This is a genomic window from Micromonospora sp. NPDC023956, from assembly GCF_040639195.1.
In the GTDB taxonomy this organism is placed as follows: Bacteria; Actinomycetota; Actinomycetes; order Mycobacteriales; family Micromonosporaceae; genus Micromonospora.
On sequence record NZ_JBEZZN010000023.1, the window covers coordinates 22,173 to 48,891 of the forward strand.

Here is a 26,719-nt window from a genome sequence, read left to right on the forward strand (position 1 = left end):
ACATGTCGGAGCAACCAGCGAATCCTTCAACGGCGCCCACCTCGACCGGCCGCCCCCGGGCGGTCAAGGCCGTCATCCCCGCCGCCGGTCTGGCCACCCGCTTCCTGCCTGCGACCAAGGCGGTGCCCAAGGAGCTGCTGCCGGTGGTCGACCGGCCGGTGTTGCAGTACATCGTCGAGGAGGCCACCCAGGCCGGGATCGGCGACGTCCTGCTGATCACCGGTCGGGGCAAGACCTCGATGGTCGACCACTTCGACCGCCGGCCCGACCTGGAGACCCGGCTGGAGGAGAAGGGCGACGCCGAGCGGCTGGCCGCCGTCCGCCGGCCGAGCGAGCTGGCCGAGATCTACACCTGCCGGCAGCCCGAGCAGCTCGGCCTCGGCCACGCCGTCGGGTACGCCGAGTCCCACGTGGGCGACCAGCCCTTCGCGGTGCTCCTCGGCGACGAGTTCGTCAAGCCGTCCGAGCCGCTGCTGCCGGCCATGCTGGAACTCCAGGCCCGCACCGGTGGCATCGTGCTCGCCTTCTTCGAGGTCGACCCGGCCGAGACCAAGCGGTACGGCATCGCCTCGGTCGAGCCGGCCGAGCCGGAGCTGATGGACGTCGGCGAGGTCGTCCGGGTCACCGGCATGGTGGAGAAGCCGAAGCCGGAGGAGGCCCCGAGCAACCTGGCCGTCCTCGGCCGGTACGTCCTGCCCGGCACGATCTTCGACGCGATCCGCCGGACCGGGCCGGGCAGCGGCGGGGAGATCCAGCTCACCGACGCGATGGAACTGCTACGCAGCGAGGGCACACCGGTGCACGCCATCGTCTACCGGGGCACCCGCTACGACACCGGCATGCCCCTGGGCTACCTCCAGACGGTGGTGCAGATCGCCGTCGAACGGGAGGACCTGGGCGCCGAGTTCCGCAAGTGGCTGGGGGAGTTCGTCGCCTCCGACGCGTCGGGCGGTCCTAGTACATGACCGCGACGGCCGACGCCGAGGCGGCCGCGAACGAGTTGACGCCGCTCGCCGACTACCTGGGCAGCGTGCTGCGCAGGTTACGCGCGCTGCCTCCGCTCGACCTCGACCTCACCCAGGCGTACGGCAACGTCCTCGCCGAGGACGTCGTCGCGCCGCACTCGTACCCGGCCTTCGACCAGGCCGCGGTGGACGGGTACGCGGCACGCTGGGAGGACATCGGATCCGGTGCGGGCCGGGGCGTCGGATACGCCCCGGGGCGCGCCGGGTCGCCGGGCGGCCGTACCGTCCGGCTGAACGTGGTCGGTGACCTCGGCGCGGCCAGTTGGCGGCCGGTCCGGCTCACCCCCGGTTCGTGCTTCTCCGTGGCGGCCGGCGCGCCGCTGCCGGCCGGCGCGGACGTGGTGGTGCCGGTGGAGTGGACCGATCAGGGAATGGCCGCGGTGGAGATCTTCCGCGTCCCCAAGCGCGGGTACGGGGCCCGCCGGGCCGGCGAGGAACTGCCCGCCGGCACACTGCTCGCCCGCGCCGGCACGTACGTCTCCCCGGCCCTGGTCGCGGTCTTCGCCGCCACCGGTCTCGGGCACGTGGTGGTCCGCCCCAGCCCCCGGGTGGTCATCGTGGCCACCGGCGACGAACTCGTCGACGTGGGGCGGGGCAGCCAGCCCGGCCAGGTGGTGGACGCCAACTCGCACGCGTTGACCGCCGCCGCCGCCGAGGTGGGCGCGCTGGCGTACCGGGTGGGGATCTGCGACGACGACCCGGAGGCGCTGCGCGGCCTGCTGGAGGACCAGACGCTGCGGGCCGACCTGATCATCACCACCGGCGGTACCGGCACCGGGCCGGGCGACATGGTCCGCCGGATCCTCACCCGCCGGGAGGGCGGCCGGGCCGGGCCGGTCACCTTCACCGAGGTGGCCCTCTACCCCGGTACGTCCCTCGGGTTCGGTACGGTCGGAGCCGAGGAGGTGCCGGTGGTCTGCCTGCCCGGAGAACCCGGTGCCGCGATGATCGGCTTCGAGGTGCTGGCCCGTCCCGCGATCAACCTGCTCGCCGGGGCGGAACCGGTCTTCCGGCCGAGCGTCCGCGCGCACCTGCTGGAGACCATCACGTCCCCCGGCGGCCTGCGCGAGTTCCGCCCCGCGCACGTGGCCGAGCGGCGCGGCGGCGGCTACACCGTCCAGCCCCTGCCGGGCGGCCCGTTCACCCTCTCCGGCCTGGCCGAGGCGAACGGGCTGATGGTGCTCGGCGAGCGGGTCACCTCCGCGGCGGCCGGTTCCACCGTGGACGTGCTGCTGCTGGACCGTCGCCGGTGAGCGTGCATGCTGGACCGGTGAACCGGGCGGTCGGGTGCGGAGGGTGGACCGGGCGATGATCAGGATGCTGTTCGGCACCGTCCCCGGCTGGCCGGCCGTCCTCGTCGACGGTCCGGTGGTGCTGCGGCCGTACCGCCGCTCGGACGCGGCGGCCTGGTCGGAGGTGCGCCGGGCGAACCGGGAGTGGCTGACCCCCTGGGAGTCCTCGGTGCCCGGTCGCTGGGACGAGATGAACTCGCCCGCCGCGTTCCGCTACGTCCACCGTGACCAGCGCCGGTCGGCCCGGCTCGGCGAGGGGATGCCGTTCGCGGTCTGCGTGCACGAGAACGGGCGCGAGCGCCTGGTCGGGCACCTGAACATCGGCAACATCGTCCGGCGGGCGTTCTGCTCCGGCTACGTCGGCTACTGGGTGGACAGTCGGGTCGCGGGGCGCGGGGTGATCCCCACCGCGATGGCGCTCGCCGTCGACCACGCCTTCGGCCCCGGCGGGCTGCACCGGGTCGAGGTGAACATCCGCCCGGAGAACAAGCCGTCCCGGCGGGTGGTGGAGAAGCTCGGCTTCCGCGAGGAGGCGTACCACCAGCGGTACATGCACATCGACGGCGCCTGGCGCGACCACATCGGATACGCGATGACCGGCGAGGAGGTGGCCGCCGAGGGCGGCCTGCTGGCCCGCTGGCACCGGCTGCGCGCCGCCGCGGGATGACGCGTCCCACCGTCGGCAATCCGGCGCGGCGCACAATCTTCCTGCTTGGTCGCCCGTAACCTCAAGTAACTGCAAGCTGTGGCAAGCGCTGCGGTGGCCGCACGATCGGCGGAACGGGCGATGTCCGGCCGACAATCCTGCGGCCGACGCGCGGATGCCCGAACTTCGGTGACGGGAGGGGTGAGGGTGCCGACCTCGGTGCTCCTCGCCGTCCTCGCCGCCGCCGGCCTGCTGGCTCTCGCCCCGGCGCTCGTCCGCCGGTACGACGCCACCGAGCGGCTGGTGGCGGAGCGGGCGCAGTCGACGGCGCGGGTGCTCCAGCGCCGTCGGCGACGCCGTACTGTGCCCGGCCGACGTCCGGTGAACCCGTCCCGCTCCCTGGTGGTCACGCTCGGTCCGGACGGTGCCGGCGGAACGACCCCGGTCGCCCGCCCCGCGACCACCGGCGGCCCGCCGGCCGCAGAATCCACGGGTACGGCCCGCGCCGGCTCGCCGGGCCGGGGCTCCGGGCGCCGCTCCGGGCGGCTGCGCGCCGTACCGCCCGCCCCCGGCCGCCCGCGCCGCCGCACTCCGCGCCGGCAGCACCCCCCGGTGGTCTACCGCCGCCGCCGGGTGCTGGCCGCGCTGCTGCTGCTCAACGTCGTCGAGCTGATCGGCGTGATCGTGGCCGGTCCGGGATTCTGGATCAGCGTCTCGGTGACCGGCACCCTGCTCGTGGCGTACGTCGTCCACCTGCGGGCGCGGGCGGTCGCCGAACGCCGTCGGCGGCGGGCGCGGGCCCGGGAGGCGGCCTGGCTGGCCAACCGGCAGGCCGAGGTGCGCCGGGAACAGGCCCGCCGCGCGGAGGCCCGCCGGGAACAGCAGCGCCGCCTGGCGGCCCAGCGCGAGGCGGTGCGGCGTACCGCCATGGGACTGGACCGGCCCGACGACCTGCCGGCGGCGGCCAGCGGGGGCGGCTCGGTCTCCTACCGGCGCACCGGCGGCCTGCGGGGCCGCCCCTACCAGTCCCGCCGCTGAGCGCCGCCCTGCGGGGTGGTCGGGCGCCACGAGCCCCGAGGAAGTCGGTAGCAGGGCAATGGGTGGATGGGGCACTGGGTGATCGGGCGCCCGGCGCCCGGCGCCCGGCGTCGGGTGTCGGCGGTCGGGTGGTCGAGCGGTCGAGGGGCGGGCGGTCTAGTAGTCGAGTAGGGCGAGCTTTGGAGCTGCCCGCACAGACGGGGCACGGGCGGACGCTGGCCGGGGTTCGGACGATGGTGGCTTTCGGCCCCTCCGGGGGCCGTTTACCACCACGGTCCTCCGGGAGGGTGGGGCGATTCGCCCTCGGGGTGGGGAACCTGTTAGCCTTGTCGCCGGCCCGCCCGGTGAATGCCGGGTGGGACCGAAGCCGGTTCGCCGGTGGAGGGGCTGTGGCGCAGACCGGTAGCGCACCTCGTTCGCATCGAGGGGGTCAGGGGTTCAAATCCCCTCAGCTCCACCCATACCATCAATGACCAGCGGGAACGCTGGTCATTGATCATTTGGCACAGATCCGGCACAACTCAGCCCGGAAGCCTCAGACTTTCTTTACTTGGTCAAGGGCGGGCCTTCGGCCCGCCGCCGTGTCGCGCCGGGGCGCGCGTGCGGCCCGGCGGCCGGGCACGCCCCGACGCACGGCGCTCCAGGAGTAAGAACCGACCGCCACGGGGCGCAGCGCCGAGAATGCCCTTGCAAGGCTCGCCCGGCAAGCCCCAAGCATGGGGGCGGTGTCCGCCGTGCCCCGAGCAGACGAGGCCCACGCCAGCCGCTACCGCAGTCCAGGTCAGGTCAGAACCCGCACCTGGGAAGGGGGTGGTGGCCGCCGTGGTCGGGTCGGGCCGGTCCCCCAGGAGCCGACCCCGTAGCCAGTCCAGGTCAGGTCGAAAGCGCCGCTGTGGCGGTGTCCGCCGGGGTCAGGGCCCGTGACACGAGAGCCGACCAGCAGGGTCTCGACCGCAGGATGCGCAGTGTCGTCACGGCTGAGGGCTCACGATGGGAAGAGTTGTGCCGTGTACGAAGACAGTCTCGTACGTTGCCTCAACCTGGTAGTGGATCAACCACACGGCTGCCTCATCCGGGTTAAGCCAAACTCTGCTGTTTGACGGGGCGAGAAGTTGCCCGTCGATCGTTGAACCGACGGCTACGTCCTGGCCCACGGTCTTGCAGTTTGGGTACATCTGCTCCATGAGGGGGCCGTAGAACCAAAGGCTGGTCTTGCAGCCCATAAACGCTTCCCTGTCGGTGATCCGCTTATCGATGATAAGAAGGCCATTGTGGCACGCTGCTGTTCCGTATTCTGCTCCGGCAATTGTGGTGGAGAATTGCCATGTTATCTCCTTCTGGGCCTCGACCGTGGTGCAGTTGTTCAGGTAGACCACGGTTCTGGAGGGTGTCCGGTAGAAGGGTGCGACGTGGGGTGTGAAATGGGGGTCGCAATTGCGGTAGGTTTGCATCATCGGTCCACCGTCGGGTGCTGGCGGGTTGAAGGTGGTTCCGCAGTCCGCAGCACTCGCGGGCGCTGCTCCCGCGATGACGGCGGAGAAAGTGAGGAAGACTGACGTGATGAGAGCGGTGAGGTGTCGTTTCACGAAGACCTCTCAGGGTGAGTGTTGGCACGGATAACCATTAGTCTGGCTACAAACCTCCGCGTCCGACCTGATCTGTCGCGATTGGGACAACTCGGTAGTCGGTCCTGGTCAGTCAAAGGCGCTGCTGTGCGGCGTCCGCAGGGGGCGGGGCAGAGACACCTGCTAGTCGATCTATCGTGCGCGGATGACCTTGGGGGAGGGCGTACCGGCGAGCGTGCCGGATCAGCGGGTTGAGCCGTTCCGGCCACGTTGACGTTGGCCGGTGGTGGCCGTCGTGGCGGTGGCCGTGGTGTGCGCCTCCCTGATCTATCAGCGACATCCGGAATTAGGGGTTCAATCCCCTCGGCTACACCCAGTTCAAAGGCCGTTTCCGCCAGTCGGAGACGGCCTTTTCCGATCTGTGAATCCGCACCATGATGGCCGGCATGAAAGGCCGTGCTGGGCCGCTCAGCGGATTCGATTCCGGGACCGGCACAGCGGCGGGTGCGATGGAGAGCCGGCGGGATGTGAATCCGCATCAGCGGCAGGAAGGCCGCTCGGCAACTCCGAGGTCGAGACCGGCGACCCGGCAGGAAGACCACGCTGGCGTGCTCGACGATGGCCAGAGTGGCACCGGGTGCCGGACGTCAACCCGCCGTGACCCCGCACGGAAGGCGGTGCCTGTGATCCGACAGCTGACGTGCGACGCATCTCTGCCGAGTGATGTGTGACAGGGGCCGGCGAGCTAGAGGCGGCAGAGGCGGTCGTGCGGTCTTTTGCCGATCAGTTGGCCAGCTTCTCAAACAGTTCGTTCGGCGTGTCGTAGTACCTCGTCGTCCGACCGATGTGCGTCATGCCGAGCCGCCGGCAGACAGCCTGGGAGGCATGGTTGTCCGGATCCGTGACCGCGATGACCCTCGTCTGTCCCCGGCTGAACGCGTCGTCCAGGACCGCCGCCGCTGCTTCGGTGGCGTAGCCGTGCCCCCAGGCGTCCGGATGCAGGTGCCAGCCGATCTCGACATCGGTTGGCCTGCCAGCCGGCTCTCCGGCCGACAGGGGAATTGGCTTGAGCAGGAGGTTTCCCACCAGCCGGCCGTCCGCCGCTGTGGTGATGGCCCAGATCCCGTTGATCGGGTCGTCGATCGCGCATCGGCGTGCGATCGAGGCGAGGGCGTCCTCGCGGTTAGTCATGATCGTGGGCTGCGCGCCCAAGAACCGCACGACCTCCCAGCGCGACTCCAGATCCAGAAGGAAGTCGGCGTCCTCGTCGCGCCAGGGGCGCAGCAGGAGGCGGTCGCTGGCGATGGTGCGCATGCGACCCAATCTAGCCAGCGCCGAGCAGTGCGGCTCAACCCGATTCCCCTCGCACCTTGCCGCGCCAGCTGCTACCGCAGTCAGGTCAAAACCGGCACCTGGGAGGGGTGGTGGCCGTGGTCGACGCCGATCTTAGGAGCCGACGCCGTAGCCGGTCGCGCGGTCAGGGCAGAGCGCCGCTGTGGCAGTGTCCGCCGGGGGCAGGGTCCGCGACACGAGAGCCAACTAGTGAACCTCTTCCAAGCTGACGAGCGCTGGTCTTCACCGTGTTGGAGCACAGTGATGCCCTGAAGGCCCCTGGTGGTGCAGTTCGCGAAAGGTGAACCAGCGTCGGCGTTCGGATCCGTAGCTGCGATGTCCCAGCCCTCACCGTCGCCTTCCGTCACGTTCAGGTAGAGCTGGCCGCCGCGGCGAAGGGCGCGGGCGAACTGGTGCAGAACTGCGGGTACCTCTCGACGAGGAATATGCAACAGCGCTGCCTGACACCAGATCGCGTCAACTGATCCCGACTGGAGCGGAAGTCGCCGCATATCGGCTTGGACGACGCCGGGCTGGCCCCCGGTTCGTAGTTGGCCGAGTGACAGGTCCAAGCCGATCACCCGCAGGTTCCGCTCCCGGAGCAATGCGATCTCCCGGCCGGGTCCACATCCGACATCGGCTACCAGTGCTTCTGGTGACAGGCGCGTGGTCAGCGCGGTGATGTCCGCCAAGAGCCGGGAGTCCACGGCCGAGTTGACTCGGGCGTACGTCGTGGAGATGGCGTCGTACGTCTGCTGCGTCTCGATGCTGGCGTCGGACATGTGGGGACACTATCGGTCAGGCCGACCGCAGGCGGTGGGTGACGATCGTCGAGGACGGGCATGAACATGAAGGGGCGGCCCAGGGTTTCGGAGCCCCTTGCCACGTTCGCCATCCAGAGCGGGACGTCCGCTCATGTCGGCTGAGCGCGGTCAGCGCGGGTGGGTCTCCCAGACCGGCTGCTGAGGCTCGTCGTTGTGCACGACGATGTCGGCGTGATCGGTCGGACGGACCGTAGCGAAGTAGAGCTGTTGAGAGGGGATGTATCGCTCGCGCCAACGCCGCTCGACCTCGGCCCGGGACAACACCTGGCGCTCTCGGATCACGGCACGATCCACGGTCCTTTCGAGCGCGGTCGACACGAAGATGCGGAGATCCCACCGATCAATCAGTTCCGGCCGCATGAGGAAGACGCCGTCGAAGACCAACACGGCGTCGGAGGGGGCAGTCGTGACCGGCGGGGACAGAACAGTATCTGCGGTACGGTCGTACACCGCGTGTTGGAAGCATCGGTCCCCGCCTGGGCCGAGCGGATCGAGCAGAACCCGGTTCAGCGCGTCGTAGTCGTGGGCGTCGAAGTAGCAGCCTTCGGCCGAGTACTCGCCACGCGGATAGCGCTGCGCCCGGGGGACGAGGAATCCGTCGATCGTCGCGCGGATGACGTTGCGGCCCTGTGCGCGCAAGGTGACGGCCAGTTCGTCGGCGAGCGTCGTCTTGCCTGCGGCTGGCGGCCCGTCGATGGCAACCCGCGTCGGATGTGCGACCGTGACGGACCCGACTGCCTCAGCCAGGCGGGCGAGCAACTCGTCGCGGGTGCCGTGGCCCATGTCCTACCCGTCCTAGTCTCGCGCGCTGGTGCGGGAGTCGGCCCAGTTCGTAGCGGCCGCCGCGCGTGTGCAGGGTCTGCCAGCCTGCATGGTCGGCACCCGCTGCGGATATGCGTAATGCCCATCAATATTGACGGTCGGCTACGGCGCGGACAGAATCACGGCACCACCACGATCCCCGCTGGGAGATGCCGTGACCCGTCCTCGCCTGCCGTTCTTTCGTGCGACCAGTCGGCTCGTCGCCGTCGCCGCGGCCACCGCCGGTGTGCTGTTCGCCTTCACCGCCCCGGTCAGCGCCGCCGTGCCGAACGGCCGCTACGTCGCACTCGGCGACTCGTACACCTCCGCTCCACTGGTCCCCTCGCAGATCGATCTGAACTGTCTGCGGTCCAGCCGTAACTACCCGTCCCTGGTTGCCGCCTCCGTCGGCTCGTCGTCGTTGGCCGACGTGAGCTGTTCCGGAGCCACCACCGACGACATCCTCTACGGCGGCAGCGGCGCACTGGGGATTCCACTACCGCCGCAGGTCAACGCGGTCACCCCGGACACGGCGCTGGTGACCGTGCAGATCGGCGGTAACGACATCGGCTTCTCCGGCATCATCAGCGACTGCGTGGAGGCCAGCCTGAGCAGCCCCCTCGGTTCGCCGTGCAAGAACAGGTACACCGCCGGAGGATCGGACCAGTTGCAGGCCAGGATCGCTGCCACCGCGCCGAAGGTGACCGCCGTGTTGCAGGCGATCCGCCGTACCGCCCCGGGTGCGCGGGTCGTCGTGCTCGGCTATCCGGCGATCCTGCCCGACAGTGGTTACGGCTGCTGGCCGGTGGTCCCGATCGCCTACCAGGACGTGCCGTACCTGCGCGGCGTCCAGAAGTCGCTGAACGCGATGCTCGCCAGCACCGCCGCCGCGAACAACGCCAGCTACGCCGACGTCTACGCCCCGTCGATCGGCTACGACACCTGCAAGAGCAGCGGAACCCGGTGGGTCGAGGGGCTGATCCCGTTGAACGCGGCTGCCCCGTTCCACCCCAACGCCCGGGGTGAGCAGGGTATGGCCAACGTGCTGCTGGCCCACGGCCTCGGGGCACGCCGGTAACCGGTGGGCGGGGGCCTGTGGAGGTGTTCCGCAAGCCCCCGTCACGTGGCTGTCGCAGCGCGACGAGTAGGAGAACGTCCGGCCATTCGTCAGGACGACCCGCACCCGGTGCCGACGACCGGCCGGGTCTGGACCGGACCGGACGGGCGATGGTCAGCAGTTGGTGGAGCCGCTGCCCTTGCCCCAGCTGCAACTGTCGACGAGGCTGCCCGAGGAGTTCCGCAGGTAGGCGGTGTCCCCGTCGTTGTTCCACACGTACCCGGAGCGGCCCCAGTAGCGCTTGCTGCCGGCGTTGGTGCCCTTGCCGGTGTAGATGATGATGCTGTTGCCGGCGGCGACCCTGAAGTCACTCGTGAACGAGTAGGTGTAGCCCGTCTTGTCGCGTACGTGGTAGCCCTTGAAGTTGGTGACCGCCTTGCGCGTGTTCGTCAGCCGGATGTACTCGCCGTTCAGGCTCGAGTTGGAACCGGTGTCGCTGCCCGGCGAGTTGTAGTAGACCTTCGTGATCATCACGGGCGGGGTGGCGGCCTGGGCTGGGCCGGCAGCAGCGAGGGAACCACCGGCGGCGATGGCGAGCGCCGACATCATGCTGAGCAACCTTCTGGTCAAGCTGTCCCCCTGGACTGGGTGTGACGTTCATGGAACCTGGCCACTGGCACGGTCCACAGTGGAGTCAGGTGGACCAGAGCGTAACGACAGAGGACCTGATCCTCTGCTTGGGCGAGGGGAGATTCCGGGTTTACGACCGGCCGGGCCACATGGTGTGACCTTCCGGGCCTCGGCAGCGGACCGACCGGCGGGGCAGGGATCGACCACCAGGAGACGACGGCAAGCCCGTCAATCCGGGTCGAGGAAGCACGCCGAGCTGGCCCAGAGCCGTACCGTGGTCGGGGTCTCGCCGCTCGTCACGGAGTACCCGATGGACTTTTCCGGGTCGTAGCCGTACACCGAGAACCGCCCGTCGCCGAGTTCGGTGAAGCGGCTGCCGGCCGCTCCGGCGCCGTTGTACAGCGCGCGCAGGGTCCGCTCGTGGTCCTCCGGCGCCAGCGGCAGATCCCAGACGGCCTGCATGACGTAGGCGCGGTCGTCGTCGAACCAGCGCGCGCTGTCACAGGGCAGCTCCGACTCGCGGTGCGGTGCCGGCAGGTCGCCGAACTGCTTGCGTACGGCGTCGGCGGCGACCTCCCGGAGCATCGCCTGCGTCCGCTTCCGGGACATCTCCTCCGGCGGCCGTGGCGCGTCATGGTCGTCCACCGTGCAGCCGGCGGCCAGTCCCACGCCCACCAGCAGTCCCGCCACCCCGAGCCGATGTCGCATGTGCGGCATCCTAGGGGTGTCGGGCTCCGCGCCACGGCCCTTGCGGACCGGGGGCCGCCGTGCCCGGAGCCGTGGCACGTGCGCAACCGGCCGGCGGACCGCCGTGCCCGGAGCCGTCGAGGGCACGGATTCCGGCCGTGGGCAGGTCAGCGACCGACCGTGGGCAGGTCAGCGACCGGCCGTGGGCAGGTCAGCGACCGGCCGTGGGCAGGTCAGCGACCGAGGACGAGGTAGGCGAAACCGAGCACGCCCCGGTAGCCGCTTACGTACTGACGTAACTGGGTGTCGAGTTCGTCGCGGACCCCGGCCGCCCGGGGATCGTCGGCGTGCGCCAGCAACCATTCCTGTCGGCCCGCCCGCCAGGTGCTCTCGAAGTCGTCCCACTCCCGCTGGTCGGCGGTGCTGAGGTGCAGCACCCGCCAGCCCCGCGTCCGGGCCTGCTCGACGAGGTCCGCCAGCGGCATGGTCTGGTCGCCGAAGATCCCGGTGGCCTCGGCCGAGGGTGGGCGCTCCCAGAAACCGTCGCCGAACAGCAGGCGTCCGCCCGCCGGCACGAGTTCGGTGAGCGCGTCGAGGGCCGCAGCCGTGCCGCCGAAGGCGTGCGACGCGCCGATGCAGAGCACCCGGTCGGCCGGTTCCCGCCAGGCGGACGCCTCCTGCTGCGCGAAGGTCACCCTGCTGTCCAGTGACCGTTCGACGGCGAGGGTGCGGCCCCGCGCGAGATCCGCTTCGTTCGTGTCGACGCCGACGCCTGTCGTCGAGGATGTGCCGCTGACCGCCCGGAGGAGCAGTTCACCCCAGCCGCAACCGAGGTCCAGCAGGCGGGCACCGTCCGGAACGGCGAGCCGGTCGAGGAGCAGGGCGGCGTGTTCCTCCGAGAGAGGTGCGTTCCACCGCATCCGGGCGTAACGGGCGGCGTCGAGGTCATCGGTCATCGGCCCAGTGTGCCGGTCCCGGTCAGCCGGCTGACTGCTCGGCGGGGGCACCCTCCCGGGGGTACCAGCGCAGTTCGACGGTGTTGCCGTCCGGGTCGCGGACGTAGAGCGACTCACCGGTGCCCCGCGCGCCGAACCGGGGGCCGGGGCCGTCGACGACGTCGAACCGGCCGGAGTCGACCACGCTCTGCCAGTCGAGCGGTTCCACCACCAGGCAGAGGTGGTCGAGCGGCGCGGTGCCGTCGCCGCGTACCAGGTCGATGATGGTGGTCGCGGCGACCCGGACCGACGGGAACGGGGCGCTGCCCTCCCGCCACTCGGCGACCCGGACCGGCTCCAGCCCGAGCCGCCCGCAGTAGAAGTCCAGGGCGCGTTCCACGTCGGTGACGCGGAGCACCAGGTGGTCGAAGGCCGTCACGCGGAGCACGGTGCGCTCCGGTGCCCGGGTCGTGGTTCGGTCGGAGCCGGTCGGCGACCCGGCCGGAGCCGATGTCGGTGCTGCTGCCGCGTGGTCGGGGGCGGTGTGGTCCATGGCGGGGTTCCGTTCCGGGCGGGGACGGTCCGCGAGCCTGCGGCGGACCGGTCCGGGGTCGGCGGGTCGACGCGTTCCACTGTTCGCCCTGACGGGCGAGGGACCAAGAGCCGATCACGCTACGATCGTTTAGCGAGAGTCAACGAAAGGTGGGTGATGGGCGTCGACGGCGGAGCGGCACCGGGCGGTGCGGGGCCGGACCCGGCCAGCCCGAACGGGTTGCCGCTGGAGCGGCACGAGATCGAGATGTTCCTGACCCTCGCCGAGGAGCTGCACTTCGGCCGGACCGCCGAACGCCTGCGGGTCACCACCGGACGGATCAGCCAGGTGGTCCGGAAGCTGGAACGCCGGATCGGCGCACCGCTCTTCGCCCGGACCAGCCGCGTCGTCCGGCTCACCCCGATCGGCCGGCAGCTGGCGGACGACCTGGCTCCGTTGGTCGCGGGCATGACCGAGGCGGTACGTCGGGCCGTGGAAGCCGGTCGGGGGGTCACCGGACGGCTGCGGGTGGCGTTCCTGGGCGAGTGGACGGCACCGACCCTGCTCCGGGCGGTGACCCTCTTCGCGCAGCGTCATCCGGAGTGCGCGGTCGAGGTGCACGAGGCGCAGTTGGCGAACTCCCGGGCCAGCCTGGTGGACGGCTCGGTCGACCTGCTCATCGCCTCGTTCCCGTTCGACGGGATGGCGTGCGGTCCGCCGCTGTTGGCGGAGCGTCGACTGCTGGCCGTCCCCGCCGGCCACCCGCTGAGCGGGGCGGAGTCGGTCTCCCTGGAGGTGCTGGCCGACCACCCGGTGATCCAGTACCCGGCGGTCACCTCAGCCGCCTTCAAGCGCGACCGTACCCCGGACCGGACCCCGTCGGGACGGCCGGTGCCGAAGGGGCCGGCGGGCCGGACCTTCGCGGAGATGATCTCCCTGGTGGCGTTGGGCCGGGGCGTCCTGCCGGTGGGTGAGCACACCCGCCGGTACAACCCGCGTCCCGACGTGGCGTACGTGCCGATCCACGACGCGCCGCCGATCCACCGTGGCCTGGTCTGGCTGGAGAGCAACACGACGGCCCGGGTCCGGGAGTTCGTCCGGGCCGCCACGGACGCCAACCCGGCGCGCCGGGCCGACGAGGCGGCCTGACGCGCCGGGGCGACGCGAGTCCTCCAGTACGTCGGCGACAGGTACGCGAGACGGTCTGCTGAGCCGCTACCCTGGTTGACCACGCCCGGGTTCCTTCCTGCCCGGTCCGTCGACCGCCGTGCGGGGGTCGACGGACCGGCTCGGTCCGGGCGGTCAGAGCAGGGGCGAGACGTGCAGGAACTGGTTGGGTGAGCCGGTGCCGGGGTTGATCACGACCGGGTTGGCGGTGCTGGTCAGGTAGCCGTGCACCTGGGCCGGCGTCCAGGTGGGGTTGGCTTCGAGCACCCGGGCGGCGGCCCCGGAGGCGTGCCCGGTGGACTGCGAGGTGCCGCTCAGGGTCGCGACGGCGGTGTCCGAGGCGTTGGAGGCCGACACGATGGTCGCGCCGGGGGCGAAGAGGTCCAGGCAGGGGCCGTAGTTGGAGAAGGTGGCCCGGGTGTCGTTCGCCATGGTCGTTCCCACGGTGATCGCGGTCGGTACCGAGGCCGGGGAGTAGTTGCAGGCGTTGGCGTTGGCGTTGCCGGCTGCCACCACCGTCGTCACGCCGTCGGCGACCAGGTTCGCCACTGCCGCGTTCACCGCGGCGCTCAGGCTGCCGGTCAGCGAGATGTTGGCGACCGCCTGTGCGCCGGGCAGGTGGTCGGCGGCCACCCAGTTGACACCGTTGATCAGGTCCGTCCAGGTCCCCGTGCCGGTGCAACCGGTCACTCGCACGTCGACCACGACGACCCCCTTGGCCACTCCGTACGTGGTGCCGCTGATGGTGCCGGCGATGTGGGTGGCGTGCAGGCTGTGGCAGCTCGTCGGGTAACCACCGATGCCCCAGCCGAAGTAGGCCTGACCGCCGAACTCCAGGTGGCTGGTCCGGATGCCGCCGTCGAGGACGTACGCCCGGACCCCGCTGCCCTGACTCTGGTAGCTGTAGGTGGTGTCCAGGCCGGAGTACGCGTCGAGGCGGTCCAGGTTCCAGGGGGCGTTGGCTTGGGTGGTGGCCGGTTCGACCGTCTGGTCGGCCTCGACGTGGGCGACGGCGGGGTGGGCGGCGATCCTCCGGGCGATCGTCTCCGTGGTGCGGACGGAGAAGCCGTTGAGGGCGTCGCCCCAGACGTGGTCGGGTCGTACGCCGAATCGGTCGGTCACCTCGGTGGCGAGGCGGGTGACGGTGGGTTTCCGGGTGCCGGCCGGGCCGCCGACGGCGCTGTCCTTCAGCACGACGATGTAGCTGTCGGGGATGGCGGTCGGACTGTCCGCGCCGAGGATCCGGCCGACGGCCGATGCGGATCCGGTGGTGGCGCCGGCCGGGGTGATCAGGCCGGCGGCGACCAGCGTGCCGGCGGCGAGAACGGCGACGGCCACCACGCCGGGTCGACGACGGACGGATGGTGCTCCGCTCATGGGTTGCATGTCCGGGTTCCTCTCTGCCCGGTCCGTCGACCGCCGCGCGGGGGTCGACGGACCGGCTCGGTCAGGGCGGTCAGAGCAGGGGCGAGAGATGGAGGAGCCGGGCGGGCGAGCCGGTGCCGGCGCCGGTCACCACCGGGTTGGCGGTGCTGGTCAGGTAGGTGTGCACCTGCGCGGGCGTCCAGGTGGGGTTGGCTTCGAGCACCCGGGCGGCGGCCCCGGCCACGTTCCCGGTGGACTGCGCGGTGCCGCTCAGGGTGGCGACGGCGGTGTTCGAGGCGTTCGAGGCCGACATGACGGACACGCCGGGGGCGAAGAGGTCCAGGCAGGTGCCGTAGTTGGAGAAGCTGGCCCGGCTGTCGTTCGACTGGGTGGCGCCGACGGTGATGGCGGTCGTCAGCGAGGCCGGGGAGTAGCTGCAGGCGTTGGCGTTGGAGTTGCCCGCCGGCACGACCACCGTGATGCCGTCGGCGATCAGGTTCGCCACCGCCGTGTTGACCGACGGGTTGAGGGCGCCGATCAACGAGAGGTTGGCGACCGCGGGCGCTCCGGGCAGGTGGTTGGCGACCACCCAGCTGATGCCGTTGATCAGGTCGGGCAGGCCGCCACCACCACCGGTGCAGGGGGTGATCCGTACGTCGACCACGACGACGTCCTTGGCCACTCCGAAGGTGGTGCCGCCGATGGTGGCGGCGATGTGGGTGGCCTGAGGGCTGTGACAGTTCGGCACGTAGCCGCCGACACCCCAGCCGAACTCGGCCTGGCCGCCGAAGTCCTGGTGGGTGATCCGGATGCCGCTGTCGATGACGTACGCCCGGACCCCGCTGCCGTCGCTCTCGTACGTGTAGGTGCTGTCGAGACCGGAGTACTGGTCGAGCCGGTCGAGGTTCCACGGCGCGTTGAACTGGGTGACGCTGGCCGGCTGGACGCTCTGGTCGGCTTCGACGTGGGCGACGGCGGGGTGGGTGGCGATGCGGCGGGCGATGGTGTCGGTGGTGCGGACGGAGAAGCCGTTGAGGGCGTCGCCCCAGACGTGGTCGGGTCGTACGCCGAACCGGTGGGTGATGTCGGTGGCGAGGCGGGTGACGGTGGATTTCCGGGTGCCGGCCGGGCCGCCGACGGCGCTGTCCTTGAGGACGACGAGGTAGCTGCCGGGGATGGCGGTGGGGCGGTCGGCACCGATGATCTGGCCGACGGTCGACGTGGCTACCGGACCGGCGGTGGCCGGGGTGGTCAGGGCGGCGGCGACCAGTGTGCCGGCCGCGAGGACCGCCACGACCGCCAGGGCACCTCGGCGGAGACGTGCGGTGGACCTGCGGGACGGTGTCATGTCCGGACCTCCTTCTGCTCGGGTCGTTGCGGTACTCCTGACGGTGGTGCGTGACGGTGGTGCGTTCGGCCGGCTCGGCACCGGTGTGACACGTGCCGTCAGAGCAGCGGCGACATGTGCAGGAGGAGGTTGGGCGAGCCGGTGCCCTGGTTGGTGACGACCGGAACGGCGACGCTGGCCACGTAGGCGTGCACCTGGGCCGGGGTCCAGGTCGGGTTGGTGCCGCGCACCCGCGCGGCGATCCCCGCCACCGCCGGGGAGGCGTGGGACGTCCCGCTCAGGGGCGTGACGGCCGTGTTCGACGTGTGCGTGGCCGACAGGACGTTCACGCCGGGGGCGAAGAGGTCCAGGCAGCTGCCCCAGTTCGAGAAGGAGGCCCGGCTGTCGTTGGTCTGGGTGGCGCCGACGGTGAGGACGGACGGCACCGACGCCGGCGAGACGGTGCAGGCGTTGACGTTCGAGTTGCCCGCCGGCACCGTGACCACGATCCCGTCGGTGACCAGGTTCGCCACCGCCGTGTTCAACGAGGTGTTCGGACCGCTCGTCACCCCGACGTTCGCCACGGCGGGCGGACCCGAGGGCACGTTGTTGGCGAGCACCCAGTTGATCCCGGTGAGCACGCCGGAGATGGTGCCGCTGCCCGCGCAGTTGAGGACCTTGACCGCGATCAGGACGACGTCCTTCGCCGCCCCGTAGGTGGTGCCGCCGATGGTGGCGGCCACGTGGGTGCCGTGCCCGGCGCAGTCGTCGGCGGGCAGCGTGCCGTCGGTCGCGTCGTAGCCGTACTGGGCCTGGCCGCCGAACTCCTGGTGGGTGATCCGGATGCCGCTGTCGATGACGTATGCCCGGACGCCGGTGCCCCGGCTCTGGAAGGTGTAGGTGGTGTCCAGACCGGAGTACGCGTCGAGCCGGTCCAGGTGCCACGGGGCGTTCGACTGGTTGGCCGCCCGGACGGTCTGGTCGGCCTCGACGTAGGCCACGGCCGGGTGGGCGGCGATCCGGCGGGCGACGGCCTCCGGGGCGCGGACGGAGAAGCCGTTGAGCGCGTCGCCCCACACCTGGTCGGGTCGGACACCGAATCGGTGCGCCACGTCGGCGGCCAGTGTGGACACGGCGGACTGCCGGGTGCCGGCCGGGCCGCCGACCGCGCTGTCCTTCAGGACGACGACGAAACTGTTCGGCACGGTGGTCGGCCCGTCGGCGCCCAGGATCCGCCCGACGGGGCCCGGGGCCCGGTCGGACCCGGGCGCCGCGGCGGCCGGAGTGGCGAGGACGGCGGCGACCAGCGTGGTGGCGGCGATGACGGTCGCGGTCACCCGTCCTCGCCGCCGGGACGGGGTGCCGGCAGTCCTGCGCGGGACATCCATCTCCAGGCCTCCTTCTGCCCAGGCCGGTCCGACACTCGCTGGCCGAGTGGGAAGACCCGGATGGGTTTCCGAAATCTATCGAGGTGGATGGGGGCGGAAGAACAGCCGACGTATCGTCAGGCGTCTTTTTGTCGCTGGGTGCCAGAGAACCAGCCCCGATGTATCAGAACGCCGGTCGGCGTATCGGGACACGACGCCCGCCCACCTCGGAGTCCATCGCGACCTCGCGAGCGTTCCTCCGTGATGGCACGGTCGCGACCGGGTATGCGTACTCTGCTCGTGTTCGGCGCATGATCGGCAGGGTGGATCGCATGGACGAGAAGTCGCGTGGCCCGGCCCGGCCGGTGCTCTGGACGGTGGCGCTCGGCGCCGCCACCGCCCTGGCCTACCTGGCGTTGCTGGGCTGGGACCGGGAGAAGGATCTCAATCCGGTGACGGGTGCCGAGACCGGGCCGTACGAGGCGTGGCAGGTGGTCGGCCTGGCCCTGGTGGTGGCAGCGCTGGCGTTCGTGGCGGGCCGTCGGCGTCAGGTGGTCGCGGCGCTGGTGGCGATCCCGACCGCGCTCACCCTGGCGTTCGTCGTCAGCGCCGTCACCGGCCCCGAGCCGGGCTTCTGGCCGATCGGCGCGGCCCTGATGGCGCTGGGATCGGCCGCCGGCACGGCGGTCGCGGCGCTGCTCGGCCGGGGCACCGCGCGCCGCTCCCCGGCCTGACGGCCGCGATCCCGAGGGTGCGGCGGGACCGGGCCGGTCAGGTGCCCGGGGCGGACAGACGTCGGGGCCGGTCCGCCACGGCGGACCGGCCCCGACGAATGACGGCGGTCAGGGCTTCCAGGAGCCGGCGGCCTCGAAGTTGTGCTGGTACTCGACCACGCCCTTCTTGTCGGCCACGTCGAAGACGACGGTGCCGCTGCGCTTGCTGCCGGTCCGCAGGTTCACCCCGGAGGAGAGCGGGGTGCCGCAGCCGGAGAGCGCGCCGACCAGCCCGTTGGCGGTCTTGCCGTCCTGGCCGACCCACTCGAAGTAGAACGGGTTGACCGAGGCGGTGCCCTTGGTGACCCGGACGGACACGTCGGCGATCAGGTACATCCCCTCGTCCGGATCGGGCGCGAAGGACCGGCAACCCTTGTTCGAGGTGGTGAAACGGCTGATCATGATCTCGACGGTGCCCTCGTCGTCGGTGATCACCAACGTGTCGCCGACCTTCATGTTGAAGGTCTCGCCGTCCTTGCCGCTGTTGCTCGGCTGCGGAGCGGCGGTGGTCGGGGCGGCCGCGCCGAACGGCTGGTCCTCGGTCGGCCGGACCAGCGGAGCGGAGGAGTTCCCCGGCGTCGATGCCCGCCCGAGGCCGGAGGCCTGGTCGGCGCTGTCGTCGCTGGCCAGCACGACGACGACGCCCCCGACGCAGCAGAGCATGACGAGGACGACCGTGACGAGGACCACGATCAGCGCGGTGCTCTTGCCGCCGCCGCCGCCGGAGGCGGTCGACGGCGGCAGGGGCAGGCCGGGGTACGGGCCGGTGGGACCGGGCGGGTACGACGCCATCGGCGTCGGCCCCTGCGGGTAGGGCACGCCGGAGGCCGGTGGGTGCCCCGGCGCTCCCGGGTAGCCGGGCGCCCCGGAGACCGGTGGCGGGTAGCCGGGCCCGCCGGAGCCGGGTGGCGGGTAGCCGGGGCCGCCCGAGCCGGGTGGCGGGTAGCCGGGTGCCCCGGAGACCGGCGGGTACCCCGCGTCGGGCGCTCCGCTGGTCGGGTACGGGGGCACCGGCGTGGTCTGCTCCCGGGGGTGGCCGGGGTACGCCGACCCGGCCGGCGGGTACGGCGACGGCTCAGCTGTCGGATCCGGGTAGTACGGCGGATCGGAGTACGCGTACGGATCAGGGTCCGGCTGGAAGGGATCCTGGGGCGGGCCCGGGAAGGGATCCTGCGGCGGGCCTGGGGGGTGACTCACGGTGCTCCCGGATGCAGAGGGTCAGGGCTCGGCGCGCTCTACCGGGTGCGCCGACGCACCGAACCATCCTTCCCTGCCCCGCCCCGGCGGTCGTCGGCTGAACGGATCGTTCGTTCGGCCTGACCGACCCGTGCCGTCCGGGACCCCGTCCCGGGTCCGGCCGCGCTCGGCGGACCGGGTCGGTCAGCGGTGCGGCAGCACGGCGGCGGTGCGGACCAGGCCGCCGTCCACAGTGAACCGGCCGGTGATCAGACCGGGCGGGTCGGTGGTCTTCTCCCGGGCCGCCTCGACCTTCGCCGGCGAGACGTGGGCCACCCAGGTCCCGGCGTCCGGGTCGATCTCGATCCACGCGTCCTGGAAGTCGAGCCAGGTGCCGACCACCGGGTGCCAGACCTTGTAGACGGTCTCCTTGGCGCTGAAGACCAGCGCGGGCCAGGAGACGCCGGCCGGCAGCCGCTCGCAGTGCGCCACGTCCTCCGGCCGGAGGATCAGCCGGCGCACCCCGGCGTCGAGGATCTTGTGCTGCTCGGCGTCCATGCCGACCGACCGGATCTCGTCGGCGCGGGCCACGGCGGCGGCGCAGTAGCCCCTGGTGTGGGTGATGGTGCCGACCACGTCCGCCGGCCAGGCCGGCGACCGGTCGGCGGCCGACGGCACCGGTACCGGATCGAGCCCGAGGGCGGCGATCGCCCGCCGGGCACACACCCGGCCGGCGGTGAAGTCGCGCCGGCGGCTCTCCACCGCGCGTTCGCCGAGGCAGGCCCGCTCGGCGTCGAGCAGCTCACCGGTGAAGTCCGCCGGTCCCGCCACGACCACGACGACCGGCGGTGGCAGCAGGTCACGCATCAGGCTCCCCCTTCAGGTACGACCGCAGCCGGGCGACGTCGACGTCGAGCCGGTCCCACGGTACCGGCGGCGGACCGGGCCGGACATCGACGCCCGGCTCATTGTCGCGTTGCTCCCGGGTGCCGACCACCCGCCCCCGCCGTCCCGCCGGGCGGAACTCCGCCCGGCGGGACGGCGGACGTCGGGGTTCAGAAGGCGTGCGTGACGGTGACCAGGCTGTTCGAGCAGGAGGCGGCCTGGCTGGTGAGGGCGTTCTTCTCGGCGGTGTCCACGCTCAGCCGCCAGCGGGTCTTCACCGCGGCCCACTCGGTGACGTACCGGCACCGCTCGCGGGTCGGCAGCCAGCTCGCCGGGTCCTGGTCGCCCTTGGCCTGGTTGACGTTGTCCGTGACGGCGACCAGGGAACGGACGTCCCCCAGGTCGTTGGCGAAGGACTGGCGGCGGGAGGTGGTCCAGTTCCGGGCCCCGGAGTCCCAGGCCTCGGCCAGCGCCACCATGTGGTCGATGTCCAGGTCGGCTGGGTTGGTCCAGGTCGCTCCGTCGTAGTAGGAGAACCAGCGGCCACCGGAGAGCTGACACCCCGAGCCGACCGACGGGCGGGTGGTGGCCTCGGCGATCAGGACCTCGTACCGGGTGTTGCAGCCGTCGCCGTCGGCGTCGGTCCAGTGCGGGAAGAGGTCCCGCGAGTAGCCGGTGCGGTTCTCACTGGCGACGGGGAGGTCGGCGACGAGGGTGCGCAGGGGCACCGACACGGTGGCCGCCTGGGCGGGGGCGGTGAGGCCGAGGGAGGCGACGGCGACGGCGGCGGACAGGCCACCGAGCCAACGAAGGGTGCGGTTCACGACATCTCCATCCGATTGCGGTCTTGCCGTCATTCGACGTGCCGAAGATCTCCACGGATCCCCGACCGCGTGAACTGATAGAGAAAATTATCAATACATCGCCCGGCGCGGGATAGGGGTGTGACGATGGCTGACCGGTGCCGGCGAGCCGCTTCGTCCACGCCGGACCACGGACCGTTATGTGACGGATGTAAACTATTTGTCCGGCCGGGCGGGGACCGGGAATCTGAACCGGGCGCACCCGTTGTGTCGATGAACCAGGGGTGGTTAAGCTCTCTCTTGCGCGCCCCAATCGCCCGCTTCCCCCGTGGCAGGCGATCGGGGCGCGCTTCGTTGTGCCCACCCCACCCGGGTGGTGGCAGAGGCCCCTACAGGTGGTTCCTGCCCTGCGAGGAGCCCCTGCCACCCGCACAGCGGGCACGGGCGGTGGTCAGATCCAGCGGCCGTCCAGCCACATCCGCGCCGACCAGTCGGCGTAGGGGAGCAACGTGCCGACGAAGACCGGGTGGAAGTAGGCGAAGCAGATCGCCACGAGCAGCACGTACGCCCCCGCGACCACGCCGCCGAACAGCCGCCGGTCGTACGCCTCCTGGGCGGCGGGCGATCCCGGCGGAGCCGGCGCGCGCGCCTCGGCGGGCGAGACGATCGCGCCGAGCACGTAGACCACCGCCAGCACCAGGAACGGCAGGGCCGGTGCGGCGTAGAAGGAGAACATCACGCGTCCGTCGAGGGCGAACCAGAACCACGGCAGCAGCCCGCCCGCCGCACCGAGCAGGATCGCCCCGGCCCGCCAGTCCCGCCGGGCGATGCCCAGCCAGACCACGGCGGCCAACGCCGGCAGGAACGACCACCAGAGCAGCGGGGTGCCGAGCAGCAGGATCTCGCTGGCGCAGCTCGGCGCGCCGCAGTTGCCCTCACCCGACCAGTGGAACGCCACCGGACGGCCGAGCAGCAGCCACTGCCACGGCCAGGACTGGTACTTGTGCGGGGTGCTCAGCCCGGTGTGGAAGTCGAACGCCGCCCGGTGGTACGTGTACAGGTTCTGCAACGCGCCGAGGACCGGGGTGTCGCTCAGCCCGGGGGTGTTCGGGTAGCGCGCCGCGACGCGGTAGTAACCGTCGTCGGAGAGGAACCAGCCCGACCAGGTGGCGAGGTAGGTGAGGAGCATCGCGACCCCGGCCAGCACCAGCCAGGGCAACTCGTCGAGGAGGGCGTCCCGCCACGGGCGACGGGCCCCTACCGACCGGCGGGCCCCGACCTCCCACAGGACCACCAGGAGCGCGAAGACGGGCACGAAGTAGAGGGCGCTCCACTTGACCCCGATCGCGCACCCCAGCAGCACCCCGGCGGCCAGCCGCCACCAGGGGACGGTGAACGGGGGCCGACCGGCCCGGCCGGGGCGGGACGGGTCGAGGCCGGCGTCGATCGCGGTGGCCCACCGCTGCCGTCGTGCGTCCCGGTCCAGCACCAGCGCCCCGAACGCGGCGAGGACGAAGAAGAGCAGGAAGATGTCGAGCAGGGCGGTGCGGGAGAGCACCAGGTGGAAGCCGTCCAGGGCGAGCAGCAGGCCGGCGGCGCAGCCGAGCGCGGTGGACCGGAACATCCGCCGGCCGATCCGCACCAGCAGCAGGACGGAGAGCGTGCCGATGACGGCGGCGGAGATCCGCCAGCCGAACTCCGGGCTCGTGGTCAACAGGTGGCCCGGTACCGAGATGTTGTGCTCGGTGTCCTGGTAGCCGAAGGCCCACTCGCCGAGCCCGATCAGCCACTTGCCGAGTGGCGGGTGGACCACGTACGACGGGCCGTTGTCCTTGAAGTTCCACTCGACGCCGTGTTCGACCAGAGCCCAGCCTTCCCGGGCGTAGTAGGTCTCGTCGAAGATCTTGCCCTTGATGTCGCCGAGCCCGACCAGCCGCAGGATCCCCGCGATCGCCACCACCACGGCCGTGGCGAGCCAGGAACGCCCGTCCAGCCGGTTGTCGACCGTGGCCAGCCGGCGACGGACGAACTCCGGCAGCCGGCCACCTCCGGCGGCACCGGGCGGGACGGCTGCGGGCCGCTCCGCGGAGTCGTCCGTCCGCTCCGCCGGGCCACTCTCCGGCTGGCCTTCGCTCGCGCTCTGCGCTGTCGACGCCTGGGTCACGTCGGAATCGTAGGCCGCGCGGGTCCCCGGTGGAGGCCTTGTCTCCATTACCGGGACGTTTGTCGATGAGTTTTCCGCTGACCCGGGGGCGGACCGCCGGAGACGGGCCCCGCCCGGTCGGGCGACGGGCGGCGGCTCGGGCGGTGCGCGGTGCCGTGCCGGACACATGGTTCAGAACGCGGTGACCAGGAAGCCCACGGTCACCACCAGCGGGCCGCCGGCGGCTGCCGTGATCGCCCACCGGCGGGCCCGTCGTCCGGTCAGTCCGGCCGTACCGGTCACCCGGGGAATCCCGGCCGCGCACGCCGCCACCAGGCCGAATCCGAGCAGCCAGCGCAGGTGCAGGGTGCCGCCGCCGTCCGCGTACGCCGTGGCGCCGTCCGGCCCGGTCATCCGGGCCGGCACCGCCGTCGCGGCCCGCTGGCCGTCCGTGTCGATCCCGCCGATGCGGACGCCGTGGGCGACGAATCGGCCGTCGGCGGCGGCGAAGGTGCCCCGGCACCGCTGGGCCAGGCCGTCACCGGTGCACTCGCCCACCACCGTGCCGGTCGTGCCGTGCCCCACGGCCAGCCAGAACGGCTCCGCGCTCACCCAGGCGAAGAAGGCCGCGAGGAGGCTGAGGCCGAGCAGCCCCGCCAGGCCGGGCAGGGGATCCCGCTGGCGGACCACCCGGGGTCTCGTCCGGAGCCGGTCGCGGGCCCGGACGGCCGACGCCGCGCGTCCGTCGTCGATCGACTGCTCGACCCGGATCGGGGTGCCGTCCCAGTGCACCTCCTCGATCGGCAGCCAGAAGTCGCTCCCGTCGACGCCGTCGTCGTCGGACCCGTCCGGACGCGGCACGTCGAGGTGCTGGCGGATCGGTACCCGGTGCGGCACCGCCCCGACCGGAGCCCCGGTGGTGGGTTCCACCCCGGTCGCCGCCGTCAGCGTCACCGCGCCGGTCGTCGTCCCGGCCCCGGTGGGTGGGGCGTCCGGTGCGCCGGCGGTCGGGTCGGGGACGTCCCCGGCCTCGGTCCGCTCCGGTCCGTGCGGCGGCTGGTCCGGGGCCGGATCCTCCCGGGGATGCGGCCGGGGGCGCGGAGGTACGCCGCCGCCCGGAGCCCGTCGACCGGGGAGTTGGTGTGGTTGTCGGTCGCCGGACGTACCGCCGGCCGCCGGATCGGCGGGGTCGGCAGGTGGCGACCCGGGGTCGTCGTCGGCGCGGTCGGGGGTGGGGGGCCCGGGTGCACCGACGGCGCGACCGGGGGGTGGCTGCTCGTGCTCGCGGGCGGCTCCTCTGCCAGTCACGACGTTCATTGGACACCGATTAGTCGTGGTGAACACGCAGCTCACACCGCGTGTCGGCGACAAAGCGGACAGGGAGTGCGGCGGTGGTCCGGTCGACCCGGGCGGATCGCCCAGCCGGTACGGCCTATTGGTTCGCGGTCGGTTCCCGGTGGTCACTAGGCTTGCTGGTCATGAGTCACGTACTTGCGGCGGTAGCCTGGCCGTACGCCAACGGTCCGCGCCACATCGGCCACGTCTCCGGTTTCGGCGTCCCCTCCGACGTCTTCGCCCGGTACATGCGGATGGCCGGCCACGACGTGCTCATGGTCTCCGGCACCGACGAGCACGGCACGCCGATCCAGGTGCAGGCCGACGCGGAGGGCGTCACCGCCCGCGACCTCGCCGACCGGTACAACCGGGTGATCGTCGAGGACCTGCACGGCCTCGGGCTGTCGTACGACCTCTTCACCCGGACCACCACCCGCAACCACTACGCCGTGGTGCAGGAACTCTTCGAGGGGATGCACCGCAACGGGTACATCGTCCCGAAGGTCACCATGGGCGCGATCTCCCCGTCCACCGGGCGCACCCTCCCCGACCGGTACATCGAGGGCACCTGCCCGATCTGCGGGTACGACAGCGCCCGGGGCGACCAGTGCGACAACTGCGGCAACCAGCTCGACCCGGTCGACCTGATCGACCCCAAGTCGAAGATCAACGGTGAGACCCCGCAGTTCGTCGAGACCGAGCACTTCTTCCTCGACCTACCGGCCCTCGCCGACGTGCTGCGGCAGTGGCTGGACAGCCGGGAGGGCTGGCGGCCCAACGTGCTGCGCTTCTCCAGGAACCTCCTCGACGACCTCCAGCCCCGGGCCATCACCCGCGACCTGGAGTGGGGGGTGCCGATTCCGCTCGACGGCTGGCGGGAGCGTCCCGACAAGCGCATCTACGTCTGGTTCGACGCGGTCATCGGCTACCTCTCCGCCTCGATCGAGTGGGCCCGCCGCTCCGGCGACCCGGAGGCGTGGCGGAAGTGGTGGTCCACCGACGCCGAGGGGAAGGACGCCCGCGCCTACTACTTCATGGGCAAGGACAACATCGTCTTCCACTCGGTGATCTGGCCGGCGCTGCTCTCCGGCTACTCCGGGGAGGGGGCGAAGGACGGCGAGCCCGGCGCGCTCGGGCGTCTCAACCTGCCCACCGAGGTCGTCTCCAGCGAGTTCCTGACCATGGAGGGGCGGAAGTTCTCCTCGTCCCGCCGGGTCGTCATCTACGTCCGGGACTTCCTCGAACGGTACGACGCGGACGCGCTGCGCTACTTCATCGCCGTCGCCGGCCCGGAGAACAACGACACCGACTTCACCTGGGCCGAGTTCCTCCGCCGCAACAACGACGAACTGGTCGCCGGTTGGGGCAACCTGGTCAACCGGTCGATCTCGATGGCGGCGAAGAACTTCGGCGCGGTCCCGCCGGTCGACCCGGCCGGGCTCACCGAGGCCGACGAGGCGCTGCTCGCGGTGGCCCGCGCCGGCTTCGACACGGTCGGCGACCTGATCGCCCGGCACCGGCAGAAGCAGGCCATCGGCGAGGCGATGAAGGTGGTCGCCGAGGCCAACCGGTACCTCTCCGACCAGGCCCCGTGGAAGCTCAAGGGGGCGGACGACAAGCCCCGGATGGGCACCATCCTGCACGTCGCCCTCCAGGTGGTCAGCGACGCCAACACGCTGCTCACCCCGTTCCTGCCGCACTCCGCGCAGAAGGTGCACGAGCTGCTCGGCGGCACCGGTGTACACGCCCCGATGCCGTCCGTCGTCGAGGTGGACGACCTCGACGGCGGGCCGGCGTACCCGGTGCTGACCGGTGACTACACGCAGGGCACGCGCTGGGAGTCCGTACCGCTGGAGGCGGGCCGGCCGTTGGCCGCGCCGAAGCCGGTCTTCCGCAAGCTCGACCCGTCGATCGTCGACGAGGAACTGGCCCGTCTCGGCGGCTGACCGCCGAACGCCCCCGGGGCCGGTGGTCCCGGGGGCAACGGGCGACGACGCCGAGAGCCCGGCACACC

The 26,719-nt window shown here is 71.7% G+C and carries 24 protein-coding genes and 1 tRNA gene; 9 read left to right on the plus strand and 16 right to left on the minus strand.

The features are described from left to right. Positions 1–2: 2 nt before the first annotated feature. The 5 genes from AB0F58_RS28285 (at position 3) to AB0F58_RS28305 (ending at position 4,458) form a co-directional block, all read left to right on the plus strand. Positions 3–965: a UTP--glucose-1-phosphate uridylyltransferase gene (locus tag AB0F58_RS28285; RefSeq protein ID WP_357149333.1), complete on the plus strand. Its 963-nt coding sequence runs from the start codon at positions 3–5 to the stop codon at positions 963–965. Beyond that, positions 962–2,278, plus strand: coding sequence for a gephyrin-like molybdotransferase Glp (gene glp / locus AB0F58_RS28290; protein WP_357149336.1), 1,317 nt, complete (start codon positions 962–964; stop codon positions 2,276–2,278). Before AB0F58_RS28285 ends, glp begins: the two co-directional genes overlap by 4 nt. Positions 2,279–2,342: 64 nt before the next feature. Further along, positions 2,343–2,984, plus strand: a complete 642-nt coding sequence (locus tag AB0F58_RS28295; protein WP_357149439.1) for a GNAT family protein — start codon at positions 2,343–2,345, stop codon at positions 2,982–2,984. 180 nt (positions 2,985–3,164) lie between these two features. Continuing rightward, positions 3,165–4,001 (plus strand): hypothetical protein, encoded by an 837-nt coding sequence (locus AB0F58_RS28300; protein ID WP_357149339.1) that lies wholly within the window; start codon positions 3,165–3,167, stop codon positions 3,999–4,001. A gap of 383 nt (positions 4,002–4,384) precedes the next feature. Beyond that, positions 4,385–4,458 (plus strand) — tRNA-Ala (locus AB0F58_RS28305). A gap of 514 nt (positions 4,459–4,972) precedes the next feature. On the opposite strand, the gene AB0F58_RS28310 is transcribed toward AB0F58_RS28305, so the two are convergent. The 4 genes from AB0F58_RS28310 to AB0F58_RS28325 form a co-directional block, all read right to left on the minus strand. Next, entirely contained in the window at positions 4,973–5,377 is a 405-nt protein-coding gene (locus tag AB0F58_RS28310) for a hypothetical protein (protein ID WP_357149342.1), read from the minus strand. Between the two features lie 972 nt (positions 5,378–6,349). Then, positions 6,350–6,880: a GNAT family N-acetyltransferase gene (locus tag AB0F58_RS28315; RefSeq protein ID WP_357149344.1), complete on the minus strand. Its 531-nt coding sequence runs from the start codon at positions 6,878–6,880 to the stop codon at positions 6,350–6,352. A gap of 80 nt (positions 6,881–6,960) precedes the next feature. Further along, positions 6,961–7,680 (minus strand): class I SAM-dependent methyltransferase, encoded by a 720-nt coding sequence (locus tag AB0F58_RS28320; RefSeq protein WP_357149347.1) that lies wholly within the window; start codon positions 7,678–7,680, stop codon positions 6,961–6,963. 150 nt (positions 7,681–7,830) lie between these two features. Next, complete coding sequence (locus AB0F58_RS28325) at positions 7,831–8,505, minus strand: uridylate kinase (protein ID WP_357149350.1); 675 nt, start codon at positions 8,503–8,505, stop codon at positions 7,831–7,833. A gap of 193 nt (positions 8,506–8,698) precedes the next feature. On the opposite strand from AB0F58_RS28325, the gene AB0F58_RS28330 reads away from it, so the two are divergent. Further along, on the plus strand, positions 8,699–9,601 hold the full coding sequence (locus tag AB0F58_RS28330) for an SGNH/GDSL hydrolase family protein (RefSeq protein ID WP_357149353.1): 903 nt from the start codon (positions 8,699–8,701) through the stop codon (positions 9,599–9,601). Between the two features lie 153 nt (positions 9,602–9,754). Here the strand turns inward: AB0F58_RS28330 and AB0F58_RS28335 are convergent, their stop codons facing one another. From AB0F58_RS28335 to AB0F58_RS28350, 4 genes are all read right to left on the minus strand, one after another. Continuing rightward, positions 9,755–10,210, minus strand: a complete 456-nt coding sequence (locus AB0F58_RS28335) for a lamin tail domain-containing protein (protein ID WP_357149355.1) — start codon at positions 10,208–10,210, stop codon at positions 9,755–9,757. Positions 10,211–10,438: 228 nt separating this feature from the next. After that, positions 10,439–10,918, minus strand: coding sequence for a hypothetical protein (locus AB0F58_RS28340; RefSeq protein WP_357149357.1), 480 nt, complete (start codon positions 10,916–10,918; stop codon positions 10,439–10,441). 212 nt (positions 10,919–11,130) lie between these two features. Then, positions 11,131–11,853: a class I SAM-dependent methyltransferase gene (locus AB0F58_RS28345; protein WP_357149359.1), complete on the minus strand. Its 723-nt coding sequence runs from the start codon at positions 11,851–11,853 to the stop codon at positions 11,131–11,133. Positions 11,854–11,875: 22 nt separating this feature from the next. Further along, complete coding sequence (locus tag AB0F58_RS28350) at positions 11,876–12,271, minus strand: VOC family protein (RefSeq protein WP_357149362.1); 396 nt, start codon at positions 12,269–12,271, stop codon at positions 11,876–11,878. Positions 12,272–12,631: 360 nt separating this feature from the next. Here AB0F58_RS28350 and AB0F58_RS28355 point away from each other — a divergent pair, with 360 nt between their 5' ends. Then, a complete protein-coding gene (locus tag AB0F58_RS28355) occupies positions 12,632–13,513 on the plus strand; it encodes a LysR family transcriptional regulator (protein WP_357149442.1) in 882 nt (293 codons plus the stop codon). Between the two features lie 153 nt (positions 13,514–13,666). Here the strand turns inward: AB0F58_RS28355 and AB0F58_RS28360 are convergent, their stop codons facing one another. The 3 genes from AB0F58_RS28360 to AB0F58_RS28370 form a co-directional block, all read right to left on the minus strand. Further along, positions 13,667–14,908 (minus strand): S8 family peptidase, encoded by a 1,242-nt coding sequence (locus tag AB0F58_RS28360; RefSeq protein WP_357149365.1) that lies wholly within the window; start codon positions 14,906–14,908, stop codon positions 13,667–13,669. A 79-nt stretch (positions 14,909–14,987) separates the two neighbouring features. After that, the gene (locus AB0F58_RS28365; protein ID WP_357149368.1) at positions 14,988–16,244 is read right to left on the minus strand and encodes a S8 family peptidase; all 1,257 of its coding nucleotides are present in this window, start codon (positions 16,242–16,244) and stop codon (positions 14,988–14,990) included. 98 nt (positions 16,245–16,342) lie between these two features. Continuing rightward, positions 16,343–17,560 carry a S8 family peptidase gene (locus AB0F58_RS28370; protein WP_357149371.1) on the minus strand — a complete coding sequence of 406 codons (1,218 nt, stop codon included), beginning with the start codon at positions 17,558–17,560 and terminating at the stop codon, positions 16,343–16,345. A 362-nt stretch (positions 17,561–17,922) separates the two neighbouring features. On the opposite strand from AB0F58_RS28370, the gene AB0F58_RS28375 reads away from it, so the two are divergent. Beyond that, positions 17,923–18,324: a hypothetical protein gene (locus tag AB0F58_RS28375; RefSeq protein ID WP_357149374.1), complete on the plus strand. Its 402-nt coding sequence runs from the start codon at positions 17,923–17,925 to the stop codon at positions 18,322–18,324. A 108-nt stretch (positions 18,325–18,432) separates the two neighbouring features. On the opposite strand, the gene AB0F58_RS28380 is transcribed toward AB0F58_RS28375, so the two are convergent. From AB0F58_RS28380 to AB0F58_RS28400, 5 genes are all read right to left on the minus strand, one after another. Continuing rightward, complete coding sequence (locus AB0F58_RS28380) at positions 18,433–19,560, minus strand: hypothetical protein (protein WP_357149377.1); 1,128 nt, start codon at positions 19,558–19,560, stop codon at positions 18,433–18,435. A gap of 183 nt (positions 19,561–19,743) precedes the next feature. Then, the gene (locus AB0F58_RS28385; protein ID WP_357149380.1) at positions 19,744–20,406 is read right to left on the minus strand and encodes a 4'-phosphopantetheinyl transferase superfamily protein; all 663 of its coding nucleotides are present in this window, start codon (positions 20,404–20,406) and stop codon (positions 19,744–19,746) included. 188 nt (positions 20,407–20,594) lie between these two features. Beyond that, positions 20,595–21,248, minus strand: a complete 654-nt coding sequence (locus AB0F58_RS28390) for an HNH endonuclease family protein (protein ID WP_357149383.1) — start codon at positions 21,246–21,248, stop codon at positions 20,595–20,597. Positions 21,249–21,678: 430 nt separating this feature from the next. Continuing rightward, complete coding sequence (locus tag AB0F58_RS28395; protein ID WP_357149386.1) at positions 21,679–23,439, minus strand: phospholipid carrier-dependent glycosyltransferase; 1,761 nt, start codon at positions 23,437–23,439, stop codon at positions 21,679–21,681. A 123-nt stretch (positions 23,440–23,562) separates the two neighbouring features. Next, positions 23,563–24,678, minus strand: a complete 1,116-nt coding sequence (locus tag AB0F58_RS28400; RefSeq protein WP_357149389.1) for a hypothetical protein — start codon at positions 24,676–24,678, stop codon at positions 23,563–23,565. 170 nt (positions 24,679–24,848) lie between these two features. Here AB0F58_RS28400 and metG point away from each other — a divergent pair, with 170 nt between their 5' ends. Next, positions 24,849–26,651 (plus strand): methionine--tRNA ligase, encoded by a 1,803-nt coding sequence (metG, locus tag AB0F58_RS28405; RefSeq protein WP_357149392.1) that lies wholly within the window; start codon positions 24,849–24,851, stop codon positions 26,649–26,651. Positions 26,652–26,719 lie beyond the last annotated feature (68 nt).

Bases quoted from the DNA above. Each gene is read 5' to 3' on its own strand.
- AB0F58_RS28285 (WP_357149333.1), top strand. From the start codon at position 3: ATGTCGGAGCAACCAGCGAATCCTTCAACGGCGCCCACCTCGACCGGC.
- glp (WP_357149336.1), top strand. From the start codon at position 962: ATGACCGCGACGGCCGACGCCGAGGCGGCCGCGAACGAGTTGACGCCG.
- AB0F58_RS28295 (WP_357149439.1), top strand. From the start codon at position 2,343: ATGCTGTTCGGCACCGTCCCCGGCTGGCCGGCCGTCCTCGTCGACGGT.
- AB0F58_RS28315 (WP_357149344.1), bottom strand. From the start codon at position 6,880: ATGCGCACCATCGCCAGCGACCGCCTCCTGCTGCGCCCCTGGCGCGAC.
- AB0F58_RS28320 (WP_357149347.1), bottom strand. From the start codon at position 7,680: ATGTCCGACGCCAGCATCGAGACGCAGCAGACGTACGACGCCATCTCC.
- AB0F58_RS28325 (WP_357149350.1), bottom strand. From the start codon at position 8,505: ATGGGCCACGGCACCCGCGACGAGTTGCTCGCCCGCCTGGCTGAGGCA.
- AB0F58_RS28340 (WP_357149357.1), bottom strand. From the start codon at position 10,918: ATGCGACATCGGCTCGGGGTGGCGGGACTGCTGGTGGGCGTGGGACTG.
- AB0F58_RS28345 (WP_357149359.1), bottom strand. From the start codon at position 11,853: ATGACCGATGACCTCGACGCCGCCCGTTACGCCCGGATGCGGTGGAAC.
- AB0F58_RS28355 (WP_357149442.1), top strand. From the start codon at position 12,632: ATGTTCCTGACCCTCGCCGAGGAGCTGCACTTCGGCCGGACCGCCGAA.
- AB0F58_RS28360 (WP_357149365.1), bottom strand. From the start codon at position 14,908: ATGAGCGGAGCACCATCCGTCCGTCGTCGACCCGGCGTGGTGGCCGTC.
- AB0F58_RS28365 (WP_357149368.1), bottom strand. From the start codon at position 16,244: ATGACACCGTCCCGCAGGTCCACCGCACGTCTCCGCCGAGGTGCCCTG.
- AB0F58_RS28375 (WP_357149374.1), top strand. From the start codon at position 17,923: ATGGACGAGAAGTCGCGTGGCCCGGCCCGGCCGGTGCTCTGGACGGTG.
- AB0F58_RS28385 (WP_357149380.1), bottom strand. From the start codon at position 20,406: ATGCGTGACCTGCTGCCACCGCCGGTCGTCGTGGTCGTGGCGGGACCG.
- AB0F58_RS28395 (WP_357149386.1), bottom strand. From the start codon at position 23,439: ATGGAGACAAGGCCTCCACCGGGGACCCGCGCGGCCTACGATTCCGAC.
- metG (WP_357149392.1), top strand. From the start codon at position 24,849: ATGAGTCACGTACTTGCGGCGGTAGCCTGGCCGTACGCCAACGGTCCG.